At 67.8% G+C, this 19,703-nt stretch carries 16 protein-coding genes; 5 read left to right on the forward strand and 11 right to left on the reverse strand.

From position 1 onward, the window contains the following. Nucleotides 1-114 precede the first annotated feature (114 nt). The 9 genes from AADH62_RS10835 to AADH62_RS10875 all read right to left on the reverse strand — a co-directional run bounded on the left by AADH62_RS10835 (nucleotide 115) and on the right by AADH62_RS10875 (nucleotide 11,407). Nucleotides 115-2,394, reverse strand: a complete 2,280-nt coding sequence (locus tag AADH62_RS10835) for a polyribonucleotide nucleotidyltransferase (RefSeq protein ID WP_228177733.1) — start codon at nucleotides 2,392-2,394, stop codon at nucleotides 115-117. Between the two features lie 317 nt (nucleotides 2,395-2,711). After that, nucleotides 2,712-4,517 carry an allophanate hydrolase gene (gene atzF, locus AADH62_RS10840; protein WP_341579481.1) on the reverse strand — a complete coding sequence of 602 codons (1,806 nt, stop codon included), beginning with the start codon at nucleotides 4,515-4,517 and terminating at the stop codon, nucleotides 2,712-2,714. After that, complete coding sequence (locus tag AADH62_RS10845) at nucleotides 4,514-5,236, reverse strand: isochorismatase family cysteine hydrolase (RefSeq protein WP_341579482.1); 723 nt, start codon at nucleotides 5,234-5,236, stop codon at nucleotides 4,514-4,516. Before AADH62_RS10845 ends, atzF begins: the two co-directional genes overlap by 4 nt. Further along, on the reverse strand, nucleotides 5,233-5,841 hold the full coding sequence (locus AADH62_RS10850) for a cysteine hydrolase family protein (protein ID WP_341579483.1): 609 nt from the start codon (nucleotides 5,839-5,841) through the stop codon (nucleotides 5,233-5,235). The genes AADH62_RS10845 and AADH62_RS10850 overlap by 4 nt, the downstream gene beginning before the upstream one ends. Before the next feature lie 8 nt (nucleotides 5,842-5,849). Continuing rightward, a complete protein-coding gene (locus AADH62_RS10855) occupies nucleotides 5,850-7,010 on the reverse strand; it encodes a BMP family ABC transporter substrate-binding protein (protein ID WP_341579484.1) in 1,161 nt (386 codons plus the stop codon). Nucleotides 7,011-7,123: 113 nt separating this feature from the next. Further along, nucleotides 7,124-8,053, reverse strand: a complete 930-nt coding sequence (locus AADH62_RS10860) for an ABC transporter permease (RefSeq protein ID WP_341579485.1) — start codon at nucleotides 8,051-8,053, stop codon at nucleotides 7,124-7,126. Next, on the reverse strand, nucleotides 8,053-9,114 hold the full coding sequence (locus AADH62_RS10865; RefSeq protein ID WP_341579486.1) for an ABC transporter permease: 1,062 nt from the start codon (nucleotides 9,112-9,114) through the stop codon (nucleotides 8,053-8,055). The genes AADH62_RS10860 and AADH62_RS10865 overlap by 1 nt, the downstream gene beginning before the upstream one ends. Further along, on the reverse strand, nucleotides 9,111-10,661 hold the full coding sequence (locus AADH62_RS10870; protein ID WP_341579487.1) for an ABC transporter ATP-binding protein: 1,551 nt from the start codon (nucleotides 10,659-10,661) through the stop codon (nucleotides 9,111-9,113). The genes AADH62_RS10865 and AADH62_RS10870 overlap by 4 nt, the downstream gene beginning before the upstream one ends. A gap of 8 nt (nucleotides 10,662-10,669) precedes the next feature. Next, nucleotides 10,670-11,407, reverse strand: coding sequence for a GntR family transcriptional regulator (locus AADH62_RS10875; protein ID WP_341579488.1), 738 nt, complete (start codon nucleotides 11,405-11,407; stop codon nucleotides 10,670-10,672). A 105-nt stretch (nucleotides 11,408-11,512) separates the two neighbouring features. On the opposite strand from AADH62_RS10875, the gene AADH62_RS10880 reads away from it, so the two are divergent. Further along, nucleotides 11,513-12,208, forward strand: a complete 696-nt coding sequence (locus AADH62_RS10880; protein WP_341579489.1) for an alpha/beta hydrolase — start codon at nucleotides 11,513-11,515, stop codon at nucleotides 12,206-12,208. Here the strand turns inward: AADH62_RS10880 and AADH62_RS10885 are convergent. Next, entirely contained in the window at nucleotides 12,184-14,265 is a 2,082-nt protein-coding gene (locus AADH62_RS10885) for a glycosyltransferase (protein ID WP_341579490.1), read from the reverse strand. The two genes, AADH62_RS10880 and AADH62_RS10885, sit on opposite strands and share 25 nt — an antisense overlap. Before the next feature lie 138 nt (nucleotides 14,266-14,403). On the opposite strand from AADH62_RS10885, the gene AADH62_RS10890 reads away from it, so the two are divergent. The 4 genes from AADH62_RS10890 (at nucleotide 14,404) to AADH62_RS10905 (ending at nucleotide 19,006) form a co-directional block, all read left to right on the forward strand. Next, nucleotides 14,404-15,030 (forward strand): DedA family protein, encoded by a 627-nt coding sequence (locus tag AADH62_RS10890; protein ID WP_341579491.1) that lies wholly within the window; start codon nucleotides 14,404-14,406, stop codon nucleotides 15,028-15,030. A 192-nt stretch (nucleotides 15,031-15,222) separates the two neighbouring features. Beyond that, nucleotides 15,223-16,005: a DeoR/GlpR family DNA-binding transcription regulator gene (locus AADH62_RS10895; RefSeq protein ID WP_341579492.1), complete on the forward strand. Its 783-nt coding sequence runs from the start codon at nucleotides 15,223-15,225 to the stop codon at nucleotides 16,003-16,005. Then, the gene (locus AADH62_RS10900) at nucleotides 16,002-16,967 is read left to right on the forward strand and encodes a hexose kinase (RefSeq protein ID WP_341579493.1); all 966 of its coding nucleotides are present in this window, start codon (nucleotides 16,002-16,004) and stop codon (nucleotides 16,965-16,967) included. Before AADH62_RS10895 ends, AADH62_RS10900 begins: the two co-directional genes overlap by 4 nt. 20 nt (nucleotides 16,968-16,987) lie before the next feature. Further along, nucleotides 16,988-19,006 (forward strand): fructose-specific PTS transporter subunit EIIC, encoded by a 2,019-nt coding sequence (locus AADH62_RS10905; protein WP_341579494.1) that lies wholly within the window; start codon nucleotides 16,988-16,990, stop codon nucleotides 19,004-19,006. A 54-nt stretch (nucleotides 19,007-19,060) separates the two neighbouring features. Here the strand turns inward: AADH62_RS10905 and AADH62_RS10910 are convergent, their stop codons facing one another. Beyond that, nucleotides 19,061-19,702 carry an FMN reductase gene (locus AADH62_RS10910; protein WP_341579495.1) on the reverse strand — a complete coding sequence of 214 codons (642 nt, stop codon included), beginning with the start codon at nucleotides 19,700-19,702 and terminating at the stop codon, nucleotides 19,061-19,063. Nucleotide 19,703 lies beyond the last annotated feature (1 nt).

The raw sequence follows: 19,703 nt of genomic DNA on the forward strand, positions 1-19,703 counted from the left end.
AGCGGTGGCGCGGCGGCGCCAGGCGACACAGGCGTGAATATTACATAACGCTTCGATCACGCCGGAAAGCGAGAACGCCCGCCCCCAGCGGGACGGGCGTTCTCGAAACCGGGCTCAGCCTTCGGCCGGAGCCTCCGGACCCTCGTTCGCCGCAGCGCGGCCTTCCTGGTCGGCGGGCTCGTCGATCACGGGCTCGAGCGAGAGCTTGCCGCGGTCGTCGATCTTGGTGATCTTGACCAGGAGCTTCTGCCCGACCGAGAGCACGTCGTCGACGTTCTCGACACGCTTGCCACCGGCGAGCTTGCGGACCTCACTGATGTGCAGCAGGCCGTCCTTGCCCGGCAGCAGCGAGACGAACGCACCGAACGTTGCGATCTTCACGACGGTTCCGAGGAACTGCTCGCCGACCTCCGGGTTGGTGGGGTTGGCGATCGCGTTGACCTGGGCGCGGGCGGCCTCGGCCGACGGACCGTCGGTCGCGCCGATGTACACGGTGCCGTCCTCCTCGATGGAGATGTCGGCGCCGGTCGCGTCCTGGATGGCGTTGATCGTCTTGCCCTTGGGGCCGATCAGCTCACCGATCTTGTCGACCGGGATCTGCACGCTGATCACGCGCGGCGCGGTCGGGGCCATCTCGTCGGGGCCATCGATGGCGGCGTTGATGACGTTCAGGATCGTCAGACGCGCTTCCTTGGCCTGCGTGAGAGCTGCCGACAGCACCGACGACGGGATGCCGTCGAGCTTCGTGTCCAGCTGGATCGCCGTGACGAACTCGCTGGTACCGGCGACCTTGAAGTCCATGTCGCCCAGCGCGTCTTCAGCACCCAGGATGTCGGTCAGCGCCGCGTAGCGGGTCTGACCGTCAACCTCGTCCGAGACCAGGCCCATCGCGATACCGGCGACGGGTGCGCGAAGCGGCACACCCGCGTTCAGCAGCGACAGCGTCGAGGCGCAGACCGAGCCCATTGAGGTCGATCCGTTGGAGCCGAGGGCCTCGGAGACCTGACGGATGGCGTAGGGGAACTCCTCGCGCGGGGGCAGCACCGGCACGAGCGCCCGCTCGGCCAGGAACCCGTGGCCGATCTCGCGGCGCTTGGGGCTACCCACTCGGCCGGTCTCACCGGTCGAGTACGGCGGGAAGTTGTAGTGGTGCATGTACCGCTTGCTCGTCGTGGGCGAGAGCGAGTCGATCTGCTGCTCCATCTTGAGCATGTTCAGCGTCGTGACGCCCAGGATCTGGGTCTCACCGCGCTGGAAGATCGCTGAACCGTGCACACGCGGGATCACCTGGACCTCGGCATCCAGCGGACGGATGTCGGCAAGCCCACGGCCGTCGATGCGGACACCGTCGGTGAGGATGCGACCACGAACGATCTTCTTGGTCACCGACTTGTACGCTGCCGAGAATTCACCCAGAGCCGTTTCGGGCAGCTCACCGGCTTCAACGGCGGCGACGAGCTCTGCCTTGACGGCATCCTTGAGCTCATCGTCGGAGTTCTGACGCTCGACCTTGTCGGCGATCTGGTAGATCGGGACGAGCTTGTCGTAAGCGCGACCGGCGACGAAGTCGTAGGTCTCGTCGGCGTACGCGGGGAAGACCGGGTAGGGCTGGATCTCCTTCGCGGCGGTGTTCGCGACGACGTTCTGCGCGGCCACGAGCTCCTTGATGAAGGGCTTGGAGGCCTCCAGGCCCTGCGCGACGATCTCTTCGCTGGGCTTGGTGGCGCCGCCCTTGATGAGGTTCCAGCTACCTTCGGTTGCCTCAGCCTCGACCATCATGATCGCGACGTCACCGTCGGGCAGGACCCGCCCGGCGACGATCAGGTCGAAGACCGCATCCTCGAGCTGCTCGGCCTTGGGGAACGCTACCCACTGGTCGGCGTGCTCGCCGTGGCCGGGGATGAGCGCGAGGCGCACACCGGCGATCGGACCCGAGAACGGCAGGCCCGAGATCTGGGTCGACAGGGACGCTGCGTTGATCGCGAGCGCGTCGTAGAACTCACCCGGCGCTATCGAGAGCACCGTGACAACGATCTGCACCTCGTTGCGCAGCCCCGAGACGAACGAGGGGCGCAGCGGACGGTCGATCAGACGGCAGACCAGGATCGCCTCGGTCGAGGGGCGACCCTCACGACGGAAGAACGAACCAGGGATCTTGCCGGCGGCGTAGGAGCGCTCTTCGACATCCACCGTCAGGGGGAAGAAGTCGAAGCCCTCGCGAGGGTGCTTTCCGGCGCTCGTGGCCGAGAGCAGCATGGTTTCCTCGTCGAGGTAGGCGGCAACGGCGCCCTGAGCCTGCTGAGCGAGGCGCCCGGTCTCGAACCGGACGGTGCGGGTGCCGAAGCGGCCGTTGTCGAGAACGGCTTCAGCGGCGGTGATTTCAGGACCTTCCAAGAGGTCTCTCCTTCTTTGTTTCGACTCGCGCACCCGTGTGGCGCGCGAGCACATGCGAAGGAGCAGGAACAGGCAGTATCGAGCGTGCGGCACTGCGCCGCGTGAATCGTCGGCGCTGGCCACCAGTAGAGGACAACCCGGCGGAAGACGACGGGGAACCCACCACAGGGGACCAGCTTCCTGCCGGCCTGCTCCATGAAGCTCACTGTGAAGTTGAGCGGATGCCGTAAGGCAACCCGAGCAAGCCTACCAGCGGCGAGCCGGACGCGCGGTTTCGCGGTGGCGGGAGCCGCGGGTGGCTCTCCGGTCGGCCGCCCTCAGTTACGGGTGGCCTGGTCGGCGACGTAGGCACGCCAGCCGCCGAAGGCGCCGATGTCGGGTGCCTCACGCGCGTCGATCTCCTCACAGAGGAAGCCATGCACGCGGCTGCCGTCTGCGAGGCGGATGCTGCCCAGACCCAGGGGTTCGTGGATGCCGGCGAGGAAGGTTCCCACGTGCTCCTGTGGAATCTCCCAGACCTCCACCTCCACCGCGACGCCTCCCTCCCCCACGCGCACGAGACCGGGCTTGGGTGGCGCGGTGTCAAGAGCGACGAAGCGGTACTCCGGCGCCGTCACCGTCCGCGTGCGCAGCCGCGCGCTGCGCTCGGTGAGCTGCCCGTGAAGGGGCATCCCCGCGAGGTGCGCTCCGACGACAGCGATGGGAAGCGCCGGCGGCGACACGAGCGGCACCGGCGCGGCATCCGTGTTCCAGATCTGTTCGAGCGCCGCGGCGACCGAGGCCAAGGATGCGTCAGATCCCGAGACGCCGACCAGGGACACCCCGAACGGACGGCTGGGATGGGGTGCGGGCGCAGGCACCGCGATCGCGGCAAGGTCGAGCAGGTTGCCGTAGGTGGTGTACAGCCCGAGCACACCGTTTCGGCCTATCGGATCCTCACGCATCTCTGCCACGGTGAAGGTCGTCGGCGCTGTCGGGGTGAGCAGTACATCGACGTTCCCCAGCGTGCGCCGCGTGCTGCTTCGCAGTTCCTCCAATCGCGAGATCGCCCGAAAGGCATCGACAGCGGAAAACCCGGACCCTCCCTCGACCACCTGTCGGATCACGGGCAGCACCGCGTCAGGCTCTCCGGCCAGAAAGTCGGATACCGCCGACAGCCGCTCGGCAAGCCACGGACCTTCGTACAGCAGGCGCCCTGCCTCGAAGAACTCCGAAAGATCGAGTGGCACGAGTTCTGCGCCGGCAGCGCGCACGTCATCCAGGGCAGCGGCCCAGCCGGCACCGTAGCCGTGATCCTCGGAGATCTGCAGCGAGTCCGGATCCGGAAATCCCACGCGCAGTCCGGCAAGCGCAACGGGTGTGGCCACCGTCGGCGAAGGCAGTGAACGGCTCCAGGGATCACGGGGGTCGGGAGCGGAAATCGACTGCCCGACCAGAACAGCGTCGGCGACATTCCCCGCGAACACGCTGACGCAGTCCAGGCTTCGGCAGGCGGGCACGACCCCCGCGGTGCTCACGAGTCCGCGACTGGGCTTCCACCCCACGATCCCGTTGAACGCCGCCGGCACGCGACCGGAGCCCGCGGTGTCGGTGCCCAGCGCGAAAGAGACCAGTCCGGCCGCCACGGCCACGGCACTACCCGAACTCGACCCGCCCGAGATCATGTCGCCGTCGGCCACCGCGGTCGGGATGCCGTACGGCGATCTGGTCCCGTTCAACCCGGTCGCGAACTGGTCAAGGTTCGTCTTACCGATGAGGATCGCTCCGGCATCCACGAGCAGGCGCACGGCCGTCGCCGATTCGGTCGCGTCGTACGCGAACGCCGGACACGCGGCCGTGGTCGGCCAGCCGGCTACGTCGATGTTGTCCTTCACCGCGAACGGGATGCCCCACAGGGGCAGCGCGGGATCGGGCGTGTCGCCCAATGCAGCGGCGTCGGCGCGGGCGCGGTCAAGATCGAGGCTGATCCACACCCCGTCGTCGCCGCGGAGGGCTATCCGCGCAGCGATCACCTCGACCAGCTCGGCCGGAGTCGTCTCGCCTCGCTCGTATGCGCGGGCAAGCTCTGTGATCCGGAGGGAACCCTCCGCGTATCGTTCCCCCTCCAGGGGCGTCCGACTCACGCGACCGATCCGGCCGACAGCGATGCCAGCAGTGCGCTGGACGGCGCGATGGCGCCGAAGACTCCCCCCTGCATGGTGATCATCTTCAACGCGGCCTCGTAGTTGCCGATGTCGGTCGCGCCGGTGCAATCGGTCAGCAGCAGGCACTCGTACCCACGATCGTTGGCGTCACGCATGGTGGTGTGCACGCAGACGTCGGTCGTGATTCCGGTGAGGATGATGTGCGTGATGCCGCGGTTGCGCAGGAGAAGGTCTAGATCGGTCGCGTAAAAGGAGCCCTTTCCCGGCTTGTCGATGATCTCCTCACCCTCGATCGGGGCGACCTCAGGAACGATCTCCCACCCCGGCTCGCCGCGGGTGAGGATCCGCCCGCACGGGCCGTCGTCGCCGATGCCGGCGCCAATGCGCTTCGAGCGCCACAGCTTGTTGGGTGGGCAGTCGGCGAGATCGGGACGGTGACCCTCCCTGGTGTGGATGATGTACAGACCCGCAGCACGCGCTGCCTCCAACACGCGAGCGGTGGGCTCCAGCCCTGCCCGGGTGAGGTTCAGGTCGTAGCCCATGCGGTCGACGTAGCCGCCGATTCCGCAGAAGTCGACCTGCCAGTCGATGTTGATGAGGGCTGTGGACTCTGGACGGAATCGTCCGTCGTAGGGCCACACATAAGGCTCCGCGGTGACGGGACCGAAGGTGACGCCCGAAGTGGTCGCGATAGTCATGTCGGTTCTCCTTCTGCTTTCGCGTACGCCTCCACGACGTCCGCGGTGTGCCCGACGGCTCCGAAGATCCCGCCCGACATCTCGATCATGGAAATGCTGTTGCGCTCGATAGCTGCATCGAGCTGCGCGCACGCGTCGGCGACCAGGAGGCACTCGAACCCCATGTCGTTCGCGGTGCGCATCGTGGAGTGGACGCTGGTCTCCAACCAGGTGCCCACCAGGATGATCCGTTCAATCCCCCGCCCGCGAAGCGACGCTTCCAGCGAACTGCCGAAGAAGCCGTCGACACCCACCGCGGAGATCAGTTCGTCGACCGGGATGGGCGGCGCGTCGGCGCCGCCCATCCGTGCCGGTGCGGGGTGGGGGATAGCTCTGCGAGGTTCCCGGGTGACCACCCGGATGCCGATCGCGCCTGCGCCACGGACGGTGGCGACGACGACCCCGGCGTTGCGCGCGGTCACCCCATCCAGTGGCGGCGCCCCGAGGGCATCCACCACCAGCACTGCGGTGCGTTCGGCATTCAATACCCCGTTCCACGGCCACGGGTACGGTGTCGTCCCCGGGACGTGTCCACGGCGCGCAATGCTGTCGGTCGTCGTCGCCATCGTCATTCCTACTGCGCCAGGTTGCCCGTGACGCCCTTGACGAAGTAGTCCATGACGTCGATCTCCGCGTAGTCCGGGACGACGCCTGCGGCGATCATCTCGGTGCCGTCCTGCGCATAGACCGGACCCACGAACGGCGAACCCTCCTCGGAGGCGAGGAACGCCTCGGCATCGGCGATGGCCGCGATCGTCTCGTCGCTGACGGAGGGACCGAAGTCGGCGAGCACGAACGGGTTCGTCCCGGTCTTCAGACCCACGCGGAAATTCGCGTTGTACGGGCTGCCCGTGAACTCACCGCTCACTGCCGTGTCGACAATGTCGATGTAGAGCTCGGGCCAGTCCCACACCGCGCCCGTGAGCCATCCCTCGGGAGCAAGAGAGGAGGCGTCAGCGTGATAACCGACGGTGTAGGCGCCTGCCGCCTCGGCCGCATCGATCACGGTCTTGGTGCAGTCCTGGTGTTGAGTGAGCACGTCGACGCCTTGGCTCAGCAGGCTGCTCGCGGCTTCCGCCTGCGCGGCCGGGTCGCACCAACTCGAGGTGGCGACGGCGATCGTCTCGACATCCGGGTTCACGGTCTGCGCGCCCAGCGTGAAGGCGTTGATGTTCGCGATCGTCTGCGGGATCGGGAAGGCGTAGACATAGCCGAGCTTGCCGGTCTCGCTCGCCGCGCCGGCCGCGATTCCGGCCAGATACATGGGCTCGTAGACAGTGCCGAAGTAGGTTCCGAGGTTGGGCAGGATGTCCTCCTCAGGGAGGGTGTTGCCCTGCTGGACAACAACCACATCGGGGTGGGCTTCAGCGACCTGCTGGGCGGCATCGAGGTGACCGTAGGACGTGGCGAAGATGATCTTCGCGCCCCGATCGATCATCTGCTCCATCGTGGTAACGGCCGAGTCATCCTCCGGGACGTTCTCGGCGGTCAGTACCTCGAGATCGGGGAAGGCCTCGGCGACAGCCTGGGAGCCCTCGTAGACGGCCTGGTTGTAACCGTAGTCATCCTTCGGGCCGACCATGATGAACCCGACCGCGGTGCCGCCGGTGCCCGGGGCGTCGCTGCTTGCCTCGACGTCACCGCCGCCCGATCCTGCGGGCGCGCAGGCGGCCAGGGTCAGCGCGAGGCTCGCGCCGATCGCGACCGCGAGGAGGCGCGGAGTACTGTGTTGCATGGTGTTCCTTTCTTCAGATCGGTGCAGAACCGGTCTGGGCTGTTCGGCCCCGCTGCAACGGGACCGGATGGGTGAAGGGAGAGAGGGATGGAGCTGGTGACCGCGCCCGAGGGCTAGGTCGTGGATGGTCCGTTCTCGAACACCCGCTTGAGCTCGGCAGGCGCAGCCGAGATGGTGCGCCTGCCGAGCACTGCGAGCACGACGAGAGTGAGGACGAACGGGACGACGGCGAGGGCGAACTGGTTGACGGGAATGCCTCGCGCCTGAAGTGCGGGGCCGAGCGCGAGTGCCGCACCGAACAGCCAGGCGCCGAGCAAGACACGCAGCGGCATCCAGGATGCGAAGATCACCAGCGCGACGGCGATGAATCCCCGCCCGGCCACCATGTCCTCGAACCAGGAGTTGGTGTACGCGATCGACAGGTGCGCACCGCCGATTCCCGCGAAGAAGCCGCTGATCGTGACGGCGAGGATGCGTGTGCGCCGGACGTCGTAGCCGTTGACGGTCAGCGCGTCCGACCGCTCCCCCGCCGTGCGCACGAGCAGCCCGAACTTCGTGCGGAACAGGACGAACCACACCAGGGGCACCGCCACATAGCTGAGATAGACGAGCGCATCCTGGCGAAACAGGATCGGGCCGACGAAAGGGATGTCGGAGAGGAACGGGATCGGGACGACGGGGAACGGAGTGATCGTCCGGCTCACGTAGGCGGCCCCGAACAGGGAGGTGAGCCCGAGTGCGAGGAAGAGCATCGTCAGACCGCTCGCGAACTGGTTCGCACCGCGCCAGACGACGAGCAGTCCGTGCATGAGCGCCAGCAGGGCACCCGCCACAGCACCGGCGAGCGCACCGACCCACGGATTGCCCGTCTCCGCCGCGGCGATGTAGGCGCCGAGCGCACCCAGAAGCATCGACCCTTCAATTCCGAGGTTGATCACCCCGGCTCGTTCGGAGACGGTCTCTCCGAGCCCTGCGTAGAGGATGGAGGTGCCGCCACGGACGCCGCCGGCGAGAACGTTCTGCAGGAGCGAAATGAAGTCCATCAGCGGCTCGCCTTCTTCTGGGTGAACCCGAGCACGGCGATGAGGATCAGCGCGGTCAGGATGTTGATGGTCGCGGCGGGAAGCTGGGCGTCAAGTTGCAGGCTGTCGCCGGCGATCATCAGCGACGCGAGCACGAACGAGGCGAGCAGCACCGGGAAGGGCCTGTGCCGGGCCAGCCAGCTCGCGAGGAATCCGATGTAGCCGATCTGATCGGCAAATCCGGCGCGCAGTTTAAACTCCACGCCGGCGTACTGGATCATGCCCGCGATGCCCGCGAGCGCGCCGCCCACCAGGAGCGCCGACAGGATCAGCCACGACACGGGCAGACCCGCCCGACGGGCCGCCTCCGCGTTGCCGCCCACCACCGAGAGCTTGTACCCCCAGCGGGTGTGATCGAGCACGAGCCAGACCGCTACCACCGCGATCACGGCGACGAAAATCCCGACCATCAGGCCTATCCCCGCCAGTTCAGGCAGCTTCGCTGTGTCGGCAAGTTCCCGCGTCGTCGGCTGCCCTGCAGAGCTCTCCCGCCATGGCTGGTAGATGAGAAAGAGCAGGAGATAGAGCGCGACGAAGTTCAGCAGGAGCGTGCTCACCGCCTCATTGACCGAGAAAACCAGTCGCAGCAGCCCTGCGATTGCCGCCCATGCGGCCCCGCCGACGATCCCCGCGAGAATCATGAGCGGGAGCACCACCGCCGTCGGCAGGAACGCATCAGTCAGCAAAGCGACCCCGCAGGCGGCGATAGCCCCGACCATCACCTGCCCCTCGCCGCCCACATTCGACATGCCCGCTCGAGCGGGAACGACCACCGCCAGCGCGGCGAGCACGATCGGGCCCATGGCGTTGAAGATGTCCGCGATCGACCGCGGACGCAGGAATGTCGAGGCAAACATGTCGGCGAAGACCTCGATCGGATTCGCCCCTTGAGTTGCGATGATGACGCTGAAGATCACCAGCGCGCCACCGATCGCCGCGGCCCAACGGGCCACTGTGGGCACGCCCGTCCTCCTGGTCGTCGTCCAGACGCTGTCCACACCCGTCGCATCCGTCACGGTCATGCGGCACCCCCCAGCATGAGGCGGCCGATGGCCTGCCTGTCGTAATCGGCGGGACCGACCTCACCCGAGATGTGGCCGTCGTGGAGCACCACGATCCGATCGGCCATCGTCATGAGTTCGTCAAGGTCTTCCGAGATGAGCAAGACTCCAGCGCCCGCCTCACGGCGATCGAGAAGGATCTGCTGAGTGCGTCGCACGTTGGAGATGTCCAGCCCGCGCGAGGGGTAGGCCGCGACCACCAGGCTGGAGTCGATACCCAGTTCGCGGGTGAGGATGACGCGCTGGATATTTCCCCCCGAGAGTTCGAAGAGCTTCCGGCTCTGCGGCGCGATCCGCAGCCCCAGGCGTTCGTTCTTCTCGCTCGTGGTCGTACTGATGCGCTTCCAGTTCACCCCGAGACCGCGCCGAGGCACGACCCGGCCATCCAGGGGCATGTGTTCCAGCACCGAGAGGCGGGTGACAACCGAGTCGGCGACAGGATCCTCGGGGATGCTCACGCTCCCCGCCCCGATGGCAGAACGGGGAGTCGAGATGGGCTCCCCGCCGATCCACACTCCTCCCGACGTGATCTCGCGCAAGCCGGTGGCGACTTCGCAGAGTTCGCGCTGGCCGCTCCCCGCAACGCCCGCGATCCCGACCAGTTCGCCTCGGCGCACCGTCAGCGAGATCGACTTCAGCGCCTCATGACCCTTGTCTCCGCGGGAGGACACGTCCTGCATCCGCAGGGCCGGAACCTCGCTGTCAGTGACGGGCACGCGCTCGGCGGGCAGAGAGGGGACCGCATGGCCCACCATCGCCTCGATGAGCTCCTCATCCGTGTAATCCTTCGGATCCACCCCCCCGAGGATCAGCTCGCCTCCCCGCAACACGGTCACGCGGTCCGCGATCTGGCGCACCTCGCCGAGCTTGTGGGTGACGATGAGGATGCCGAACCCCTGTGTCCGCAACGTGCTCACCACCCCGAAGAGCGCCTGGACCTCCTGCGGCGCCAGCACACTGGTCGGCTCGTCGAGGATCACCAGACGAGCGCCGGTCATGAGGACCTTGAGGATCTCCGCGCGTTGACGCTCACCGATCGAGAGGTGCTGCACCAGGACCTTCGGATCGACGGCGAGACCGTACTCGGCGCTGGCCGCGCTGATTCGCTTCGCGAGAGAGTTGAGCCGAAGCACGGGTCCGGTCTCCAAAGACAGGGCCATGTTCTCTGTCACGCTCAGAGCGGGCACCAGACGCAGATCTTGGAACACCATGCCGATGCCGAGAGCTTTGGACTCGGCCGGGGAGCCTGCGGTGACCTCCTTGCCGTCTACGAACATCGTGCCCGAGTCAGGCGTGTACACGCCGTAGATCATCTTCAGCAGCGTGCTCTTGCCCGCGCCGTTCTCGCCGACCAGGGCGTGCACCTCACCGGGGCGGACGTCGAGGCTGACGTTGGTATTGGCCTTGACCTCGGCGAAGTGTTTCGTGAAGTTCTCGACCTGGAGTATCGGGACGTTCGAAGTGGAGCTCTGATCTGGGGGGAACGCTGATTCCACGACGTTCGTCATCGCACTCTCTACCTCCGCCTGCGCAGTCGCATCATCTGGGTCATCGCGCGAGCGGCGCGATCTTCCACCACATCGAGCGAGATCCCGATGTGGCGCTTCAACAGCACCGCTGCCTCGTCGATCTCCCCCGCGATGACTGCGTCGAGGATCTCGAGGTGCTCGTCGATGCTGATCTCGATGCGCTCGGCATCGAGGAAGTCGTGCATCCGCACGGGGCGGATGCGAATGTTCACGGCCTCCAGAGTCTCGGTGAGCACGAGGTTGCCGGAGGCGCGGAGCAGGCCGACATGGAAGGACTCGTCACGTTCGATGAAGGAGCCGTCCGCGCGATGGGAGGCGCCCTTGATCTCCAGCCACTCCTCGCGCAGCGCCTCGAGCGCCTCGATATCGTGCTCGACGCCGTCCTCCTTCGCGCGGACGATGCCCCGAACTTCCAGCGTCAGACGCAGCTCATAGAGGTCGCGCAGATCCACCAGATTGGGCTCGGCGACGTAGTAGCCGCCGTCGTCGTATCGGCTGAGGATGCCGTCAGCGTCCAGGCGCGCGAACGCCTCCCGCACCGGCGTGCGCGAAACGCCGAGCCGCTCCGCAATGCTCTCTTCGGGCAGGCGCTGCCAGAACGGGAATTCGCCCTGCAGCGCCATCCGCCGAATCTTGAGGTAAGCCTGCTCACGGCGAGTGCGCTTCTCGCCGCCGGGAACGGCATCCCGCACGGTATCCCGTGCCGTATCCCGATCTGTATCCATAGCCATGATCATGGCGGCGGACTGTTTCACCTGCGGTGTGCTGATGTAAACGCCCTGTTTCCGATCCCGGCGAAATGGGGCGAATGAGCGGGATAGCGTGGCGTCATGTCGCTGCGCATCGTCCTCGTCCACGGAGCCGCCACGACTCCCGCCGTATGGGACGCCCTCCTCGCGGCCCTGCAGCGGCGCGGACTCGAGGACGTCGAGGCGGTGCGCCGACCGTGCTCGGGCACTCTCGACACCGAACTCAGCTTCGTCGCGGAGCGATCTGAGGGTGCACTCGTGGTAGGCCAGAGCGGAGGTGCCACGTTAGCGCTGGGCTTAGCGGGTATCGCGGCGCCCGTAGCCGGAGTGCTCTGCCACGAACCCGCGGTGGGCAGTCTGGTGCCGGGCCTGCTCGGGCCGGTGTCTGCCGCGTATGCCGCTGGCGGCGTGGCGGCCTTCGGGGCAGCACTGTACGGCCCGACCTGGTCGCTGGCCGACGCGGGAGGCGATACCGACGCCGTGGCTCGCGAGCTTCCGATGTTCCGCGGATTCGAGCCTTCGGCCCCGAGTCTTGCGGCCGCGGCGACACTGGTCACCGTCGGGACGCTCTCTCCCAGCATCCGTCACGACGCGGCCAAGGCGCTGCATGATCGGTTCGGCTATCCGTGGACCCTCGTTCCCGGTTCAGGGCACTTCGTCGCACGGGAGGCGCCGGAGGCTTTCGCGGACGCCATCGCACGACACGCAGCGAACCTCGCGGCCGCGGATACCGGCGGGACGCCAGCTCCCCCTCAGCGTCGCCCGTTGGCGCCCTGATCCACGACGGGGAGCGCAACCCCGGGGCCGGTGACGACGGCCGGCACCGAGGGTGCATGCGCCGATCGGCTCACCGCAGGCAGCGAGCGCCGAGAGATCGTCACATAGTCGGTGTGCTTGGCACTCAGCCCGTCACCAGCCGTTCGTCCACGCAAGCGCCGCCAGAGCCAGGGCACCGCATCGCGACGAACCCAGCCGCGCGGGTTCGGGTCGTCATCGTCATGGAAAGCTGAGTCGAGCGTCGCCAGCTCGTCAGCGTACGGGACGCCGAGCGCCTCGGCAGCCCGGTAGGCAACGAAGCGATGACCCTTCGACCGGAAGTGGACCTTGTCGTCGGCCCACATGTCGAGGTCACTGATCGCCGGCTGGGCCTCAAGATCGAGCAGCATGCAGCCGGTGCTGGCCGCAATGCGTCTGATTTCGGAGTTGTAGACCGCAACGCGGCGGGCGAAGATCATGGCGGCTGGTCGCCGGGGAAGCACGATGCTCACCAGCAGCACATCGATCCCGCGGGACCGCAAATCCACGACCGCCCGTTCGAGCCCCTTCGCCAGGATGAGCGGATCGGCTCCGCGGCTGACCAGGTCGTTTGCGCCCATGAACACCGACACCAGATCGGGTGCCATCTCCAGCGCGCGCGGGAGCTGCTCGTCGAGGAGGTCCCGGATCTTGCGGCTGCGCACAGCGAGGTTCGCGTACCGGAACGGCTCCGCGCTCGCTGGAAGTCTCGCCTCTCGGGCGCCGGCCAACAGATCCGCGAGACGGTCGGCCCACCCGCGATACTGACCTTTCGGCATCCGCGATGTGTCGCACAGCCCCTCGGTCAAGGAATCACCGAGGGCAACGAAACGCGACCACCGCGGGGTTCCCTCCGTCGCGGGTGCGGGCGGAGCTGCGGGGCGCGTCGCGGCACGGGCGAACAAAGAGTCGTCGATCGGGCGGAGCATCCGGGCCTCTGCGTAGTGACCGACAAGCTGGCGGCCCAGAGCCTCCCAGGTGCGCTCGCGCACGGATTCGCGGGCCGCGGCCGCAAAGGCTCGCCGCTTGGATTCGTCTCCGATGAGGTCTGACACGCGCGCGTGGAGGTCGGCCAGGTCACCCGGCCGATAGAGCCATCCGTCGACGCTGCTGCGAACGAGATCGACCGGACCGCCTGTTCCCGTCGCGACGACCGGAACTCCAGCCGCGAGAGCCTCCTGAATCGTCTGGCCGAACGTCTCGCTCTCGCCGGGGTGAACGAAGACATCGAAGGATGCCATCGCCTCGCCGAGTGCATCGCCGGAGAGGTGTCCGAGAAAGACCGCTCGCGGCAGGGCGCGCTCGAGTGCGGGTCGCGACGGCCCATCACCGACGATCACCAACCGGGTTCCCGGAAGATCGTGCAGCGCGGCGAGGTCTTCGACCTGCTTCTCGGGGGCGAGCCGCCCGACGTAGCCGATGATCGTCTCGCCCGGTGCAACACGCTGGCGCCAGCTGGCGCTGCGGAGCGCGGGATCAAAGCGCACGGCATCCACTCCCCGACCCCACCGGCGCAGGCGATCAATGCCGAGACTTTCGAGCTGGGACATGCTCGCCGAGGACGGCACCAGCGTCAGCGTCGAGCGACGGTGCAGTCGCGTCACGTGCGACTCCACGATCGAGGTCGCCGCCGGAAGCCCGTACTTCTGGGCATACGCGACCACGTCGGTCTGGTAGACCGCGACGACGGGCACCTTGAGCGCGTCGGCGGCAGCGGTTCCTTGCCATCCGAGCACGAACGGCGATGCCAGGTGGATGACATCGGGCCGGAACTCACGCAGGTGCGCCGCCAGCTTCGCAGCGCGGGCGAACACCACACGAACTTGAGGGTAGGAGGGCAAGGGCACGGACCGGAGCATGGTCGTGCGAGCGCCAGAGAGGTCGGCGCCGCGCAGGTCGGCCTCGACATCGCCAGCTTTGGGAGCGATGACGAGCGTCTCATGCCCTTCGCTTGCCAGATGACGAAGGATCTGGAGCACCGAGCCGGTGACTCCGTTCATGTGGGGGAGGAACGATTCCGCCAATACCGCGACTCTCACGCCTCCAGGGTGACGCGTGTCAGACCACCGAATACGCTCACGAGGGCCCGGTCGCCGAGAGTTCACCGGATGCACGCCAGCGCGTCACCGGACGTGCCCCGTTCCGTCTCCGTTCACCCTCGCGTGTTACCCAGAAGTGTGATCGATGAGGTGCTGACGCACGTTGCCGGCAGCCCCTGGGCGCTCCCTCTCATGTTCGCGCTCGTCCTCGCCGACAGCCTCCTGGTGCTGGTCCCGGGAGAGGTCGCCGTGACCGCCTTCGGTGCGCTCGCTGTCACCGTCGGCTCACCGCCACTCCTGGGCGTTGTGCTACTGGCCGCGGTCGCAGCGTTCCTCGGCGACATGATCGTGTACGTCGTCGGGCGCCGCGTCGGGCTGGATCGGTGGGGGTGGATGCGGGGCCGCAGGGTGAGCGCCGCGATCGGGTGGGCGCACCGGCGACTGCACCGCTCGAGCGCGACGGTGGTCTTCACCGCCCGGTTCATCCCGTTCGCCCGATTGGCGGTGAACCTGACGGCTGGTGCATCGCGAGTTCCGGCTCCTCGATACCTCGTTCTCGTCGCCACCGCCGCCACGGGGTGGGCGGTGTATCAGGCTGCAGTCGGCGCCATCGTCGGACGCCTGGTTCCGGGCGGACCCGTGGTGGCCGTCCTCATCTCCATCGGCGCCGCGATCGCGCTGGGCCTGATCGTCGACCTCATCGTCACGCGTGTGTCCTCTGCACGAGACACGCCTCCCCCGGACACTGCGGGCCCCTCTGTCTGAGTCGGGCCGCCAGCCCGACGTCTGCGACGCTCACCACCTGGCCACGCGCGACGTTGCACGTGTGGCCACACCCGTCTCTGCCACTGACGCGCGCCCGAAAAGCAGATCGACCCTTGTAAACCATCACATTCACAGTTACTCTCACACATACACAGATTTCGACGTCACGGATGACGCCGGGTGGGAGAACACATGTACGCGACGGAGCGCCAGCAGCGCATCGCGGGAATCGTCACCGACGAGGGCCGGGCATCGGTAACCGCCCTGTCAGCTCTGTTCGGCGTCGCACAAGAAACGATCCGCCGCGATCTTGATCAGTTGCAGGCCGACGGCGTGCTCCTGCGCGTGCACGGGGGCGCGGTTCCCGCGGGTCGAACGAGCGCCGCCGAGCCGAGTCTGGCGGCCCGCGAAGCCACGGCGACCGAAGCCAAGGAACGCATCGCCGCGGCGGCGCTCGATCTGATCCCCCGCGGTCTCGGCGGGGCCGTGCACATCGACGCCGGGTCAACGGCAGCACGCGTCGCCCGGCTTCTGGCCGCCCGAGAGGACGGCAACGCTTCGCTCACGCTCATCACCAACTCCGTGATCACCGCGTCGACGCTCAGCCACCTCACCACCCCGGCGGTGCGCGTGATCGGCGGAAGACTGCGAGCGGTGACCGGCGCGCTGGTCGGCGCAGGAGCCATCGACCAGATCGCGGGCTTGCGGCCGGATGTGGCAATCATTGGGACCAACGCCGTGCACGCCCAGTTCGGGCTGAGCACGCCCGACGAAGCCGAGGCCGAGGTCAAGCGGGCCGCGGTAGCCTCGGCGCGGCGGGTGATCGTCGTCGCTGACGCATCGAAGCTCGGCGAAGAATCTCTCGTGCGGTTCGGAGGGTTCGATGACATCGACGCCCTCGTGACCGACGGCGAACCGGATGCCGACCTGAGCGCTGCCCTGCGCGCAGCCGACGTGGATCTGGTGCGCGCATGATCGTCACCGTCACGATCAACCCGAGCGTCGATCGCACCATTCAGCTCCCCTCGCCCCTCGTTCGCGATGCGGTCCTTCGCGCGAGCGCCGTCACCTCGCAGGCAGCCGGCAAGGGCGTCAACGTCTCGCGAGCGCTGGCTCACGCATCCGTCGCGACCCGCGCCATCGTTCGCGCCGACTACCACGACCCCTATGTTCGTGAACTCGTCGAAAGCGGGCTGGCCGTGGTCACGGTCGATCCCGGCGCGAGCGTGCGCACCAATATCTCTCTCGTCGAACCCGACGGCACCACGACGAAGATCAACGAACCCGGCTCGCCGCTGAGCGCATCGGCTGTAGCGGCCCTGCACGACGTCGTCGCTGCTGAGGCCCCCCGGGCACAGTGGCTGGTCTTCGCCGGTTCACTGCCTCCGGCGGCGGATGTCGAGCTGCTTGCCGACCTGGCGCGCACCGCCCGGATCGCGACGCCCGACATCCGCGTGGCAGTCGACACATCGGGCGCTCCGCTGACCGCGCTGCGCACCGCGGGGGTACCCATCGATCTCATCAAGCCGAACCTCGAGGAGCTCGCCGAGCTGACCGGAACCGACCCCGCGACGCTCACCGATCCGCACGCGGTCGCGGACGCCTGCGATGCACTGCGAGCGCGCGGCATCGCTGCCGTCCTGGCAACCCTCGGCTCTGCCGGTGCCGTTCTCGCCACGGCAGAGGGCGCGTGGCACGCCACCCACCCACCGGTGACCGCCCGCAGCACCGTCGGTGCCGGTGACTCCTCCCTTGCCGGCTACCTCATCGCCGATGCTGCCGGGTGCTCCCCGGCGGCACGGCTCGCGCACGCGGTTGCCTACGGCGCCGCTGCCGTCGCCCTGCCCGGGACGACCATCCCCCGCCCCTCAGACACCCACCCTGACCAGGTCACGGTCACCGAGATACACCTGCCCGCCACGGTCACTTCCCCGTGACGTTCATCAAAGGAGAGAACATGTCCATCATCACCCCGGAGCTCGTCGCTCTCGATGTCGCGTTGGGCGCGACATCCGGGGACGTCATCGATGCCCTCAGCACCATCGTCGCCGGCGCGGGTCGCACCACCGATGCCCACGCGCTTGCGGCAGACGCCCACGCCCGCGAAGCGCAGACCTCGACCGGTATGCCCGGCGGTATCGCGATCCCCCACTGCCGCACCGCCGCCGTGACGGAGCCCACACTCGCGTTCGCACGCCTCTCGGACCCGGTGGACTTCGGCGACGACGACCCGAGCGATCTCGTGTTCTTCATCGCCGCACCGATCGGAGCCGACACCGATCACCTCGCGATCCTCTCCACGATTGCGCGCGCACTGGTGCGGGAAGAGTTCGTGGAGTCTCTGCGCACCGCGACCTCGGCGCCCGAGGTTGTTGGCCTTATCGATGAGGCGATCGCCCCGACGCCTGCCGCGACCACCGCGGCACCGGCGGCGGCGGCGGATCAGCGCGTGCTCGTCGCAGTCACCGCCTGCCCGACCGGCATCGCCCACACCTATATGGCTGCCGACGCCCTCGTCGCCGAGGCGAAGAAGCGCGGCATCCGCCTTGAGGTCGAGACGCAGGGATCGAGCGGATCGACGGCCCTCGATCCCGCCGTCATCGCCGCCGCCGACGCCGTGATCTTCGCGGTGGACGTGGATGTGCGCGATCGCGCGCGCTTTGCCGGCAAGCCGGTCGTTCAGGGCCCCGTCAAGCGCGGGGTCGAAGCTCCCGGCGCCATGATCGACGAGGCCCTGGCCGCGGCCGCGAACCCGGATGCTGCGCGCGTCGCGGGTAGCGAAACCACGACCGCGACCTCCGATACCGCCAGCGAACACGCGGGCCGCAAGCTGCAACGCTGGCTGCTCACCGGCGTCAGCTACATGATCCCCTTCGTTGCCGGCGGCGGTCTGCTCATCGCCATCGGCTTCGGTCTCGCGGGATACGACATCAACGCGACGGCCAGCGACATCGTCGCTTCGTCCTCACTCTGGAACCTGCCCGACGGCGGCTTCTGGACCTACATCGGCGCCGTCGCGTTTGTCATCGGCGCAGCCTCCATGGGCTTCCTGGTCCCCGCGCTCGCGGGCTTCATCGCCTACGCCATGGCCGACCGGCCCGGCATCGCCCCCGGCTTCGTCGTCGGCACGATCGCCGTCATGATGAACGCCGGCTTCCTCGGCGGCATTGTCGGTGGCTTGCTCGCGGGACTCGTGGCAGCCTCGCTCACCCGCATCCCGGCACCCCGCTGGCTGCGTGGGCTGATGCCGGTCGTCATCATTCCGCTCTTGGCGTCCATTGCCGCATCCGGAGCCATGATCCTGTTCCTTGGAGGGCCGATCGCCTGGCTCATGACGACACTGACCGATTGGCTCAACAGCCTGACCGGCGTCGGAATCGTGCTGCTGGGCGTCATCCTCGGTCTCATGATGTGCTTCGACCTCGGCGGACCCGTCAACAAGGTCGCCTACTCGTTCGCGGTCGCGGGCCTCGGGGCCGCGTCACTGGCGAACCAGGTGCCGCTGGAGATCATGGCTGCCGTCATGGCCTCGGGCATGGTGCCGCCGCTGGGCCTCGCCCTTGCCTCAACGGTGCTTGCGCGTAAGCAGTTCACTCCGGTGGAGCGCGAGAACGGTGTCGCGGCGTGGCTGCTGGGTGCATCCTTCATCTCGGAGGGTGCTATCCCCTTCGCCGCAGCCGACCCACTGCGCGTCATCCCCGCCTCGATGCTCGGTGGCGCCGTCACCGGCGCCCTCTCCATGGCCTTCGGGGTCACCTCGCAGGCACCCCACGGCGGCGTGTTCGTCTGGTTCGCGATCAGCAGCTTCCTGTGGTTCCTGCTGTCGATCGCGATCGGCGCCATCACCACCGCTGTCGCGGTCATTGCCCTCAAGCGGATCGGTCGCCGACCGAGCGCCGCGACTGTCGAAGCCGCGGGAGCTGCCGACGACACTGAGGCCAGCGGCGTGCTGGCCAGCGGTGCGGTCCGCGCCTGAGAACTCACGATGCCCCGGCCGTCGGGTGCGGCCGGGGCATCGTGGTGCTGCGGGTCAGTCGGCGCTGAGTCCGCCCAGCAGGCTCTCGAACGAGCGACCCTTGCCGAGGTAGCTCGCCGGGTCAAACGGGTCCTCAACGACTGTCGCGCCCCGGCGAGCGACGGCATCCGCGAGCTCTCCCGCGGCCCGCTCAGTGCGCGAACGAAGCGAGGATGCTCCCTCGCCGCCGGCCCAGTCCTGCGATGCCGCGAACACGGACGTCGAGACCGGGTTGGCGTGCAGATAGGTGAACAGCGGGCGAATCGCGTACTCGAGTGCCAACGAGTGTCGTGGTGACCCGCCGGTGGCTGCCAGCAGGACCGGCATCCCCCGCAACGAGTCCGGGTCCAGGATGTCGACGAACGACTTGAACAGACCGGAGTAGCTGGTCGTGAAGATCGGCGTGACGGCGATGAGGGCGTCAGCCGAGGTCACGGTCTCGATCACCTCAGCAAGCTCGGGGCGGGCGAACCCGGTGAGGAGATTGTCGGTGATCGCATGAGCGTGCTCACGCAGCTCGATCACATCCACCCCGACCTCGATCTCACGCTCTGCCAGCTGTGCACGAACGGCCTCCGCCAGCCTGTCGGCGAGCAGCCTCGTGGATGACGGGTTCGAGAGCCCCGCCGTGACGACCGCGATGCGGCGCGTGGTCATC

This window comes from Microbacterium schleiferi (assembly GCF_038150145.1).
GTDB lineage: Bacteria > Actinomycetota > Actinomycetes > Actinomycetales > Microbacteriaceae > Microbacterium > Microbacterium schleiferi_B.

Excerpts from the sequence above, each read along its gene's own strand:
- AADH62_RS10905 (WP_341579494.1), top strand. The coding sequence starts at position 16,988 with ATGTCCATCATCACCCCGGAGCTCGTCGCTCTCGATGTCGCGTTGGGC.
- AADH62_RS10850 (WP_341579483.1), bottom strand. The coding sequence starts at position 5,841 with ATGGCGACGACGACCGACAGCATTGCGCGCCGTGGACACGTCCCGGGG.
- AADH62_RS10865 (WP_341579486.1), bottom strand. The coding sequence starts at position 9,114 with ATGACCGTGACGGATGCGACGGGTGTGGACAGCGTCTGGACGACGACC.
- AADH62_RS10910 (WP_341579495.1), bottom strand. The coding sequence starts at position 19,702 with ATGACCACGCGCCGCATCGCGGTCGTCACGGCGGGGCTCTCGAACCCG.
- AADH62_RS10900 (WP_341579493.1), top strand. The coding sequence starts at position 16,002 with ATGATCGTCACCGTCACGATCAACCCGAGCGTCGATCGCACCATTCAG.
- AADH62_RS10880 (WP_341579489.1), top strand. The coding sequence starts at position 11,513 with ATGTCGCTGCGCATCGTCCTCGTCCACGGAGCCGCCACGACTCCCGCC.
- AADH62_RS10895 (WP_341579492.1), top strand. The coding sequence starts at position 15,223 with ATGTACGCGACGGAGCGCCAGCAGCGCATCGCGGGAATCGTCACCGAC.
- AADH62_RS10855 (WP_341579484.1), bottom strand. The coding sequence starts at position 7,010 with ATGCAACACAGTACTCCGCGCCTCCTCGCGGTCGCGATCGGCGCGAGC.
- AADH62_RS10860 (WP_341579485.1), bottom strand. The coding sequence starts at position 8,053 with ATGGACTTCATTTCGCTCCTGCAGAACGTTCTCGCCGGCGGCGTCCGT.
- AADH62_RS10875 (WP_341579488.1), bottom strand. The coding sequence starts at position 11,407 with ATGGATACAGATCGGGATACGGCACGGGATACCGTGCGGGATGCCGTT.
- AADH62_RS10845 (WP_341579482.1), bottom strand. The coding sequence starts at position 5,236 with ATGACTATCGCGACCACTTCGGGCGTCACCTTCGGTCCCGTCACCGCG.
- AADH62_RS10870 (WP_341579487.1), bottom strand. The coding sequence starts at position 10,661 with ATGACGAACGTCGTGGAATCAGCGTTCCCCCCAGATCAGAGCTCCACT.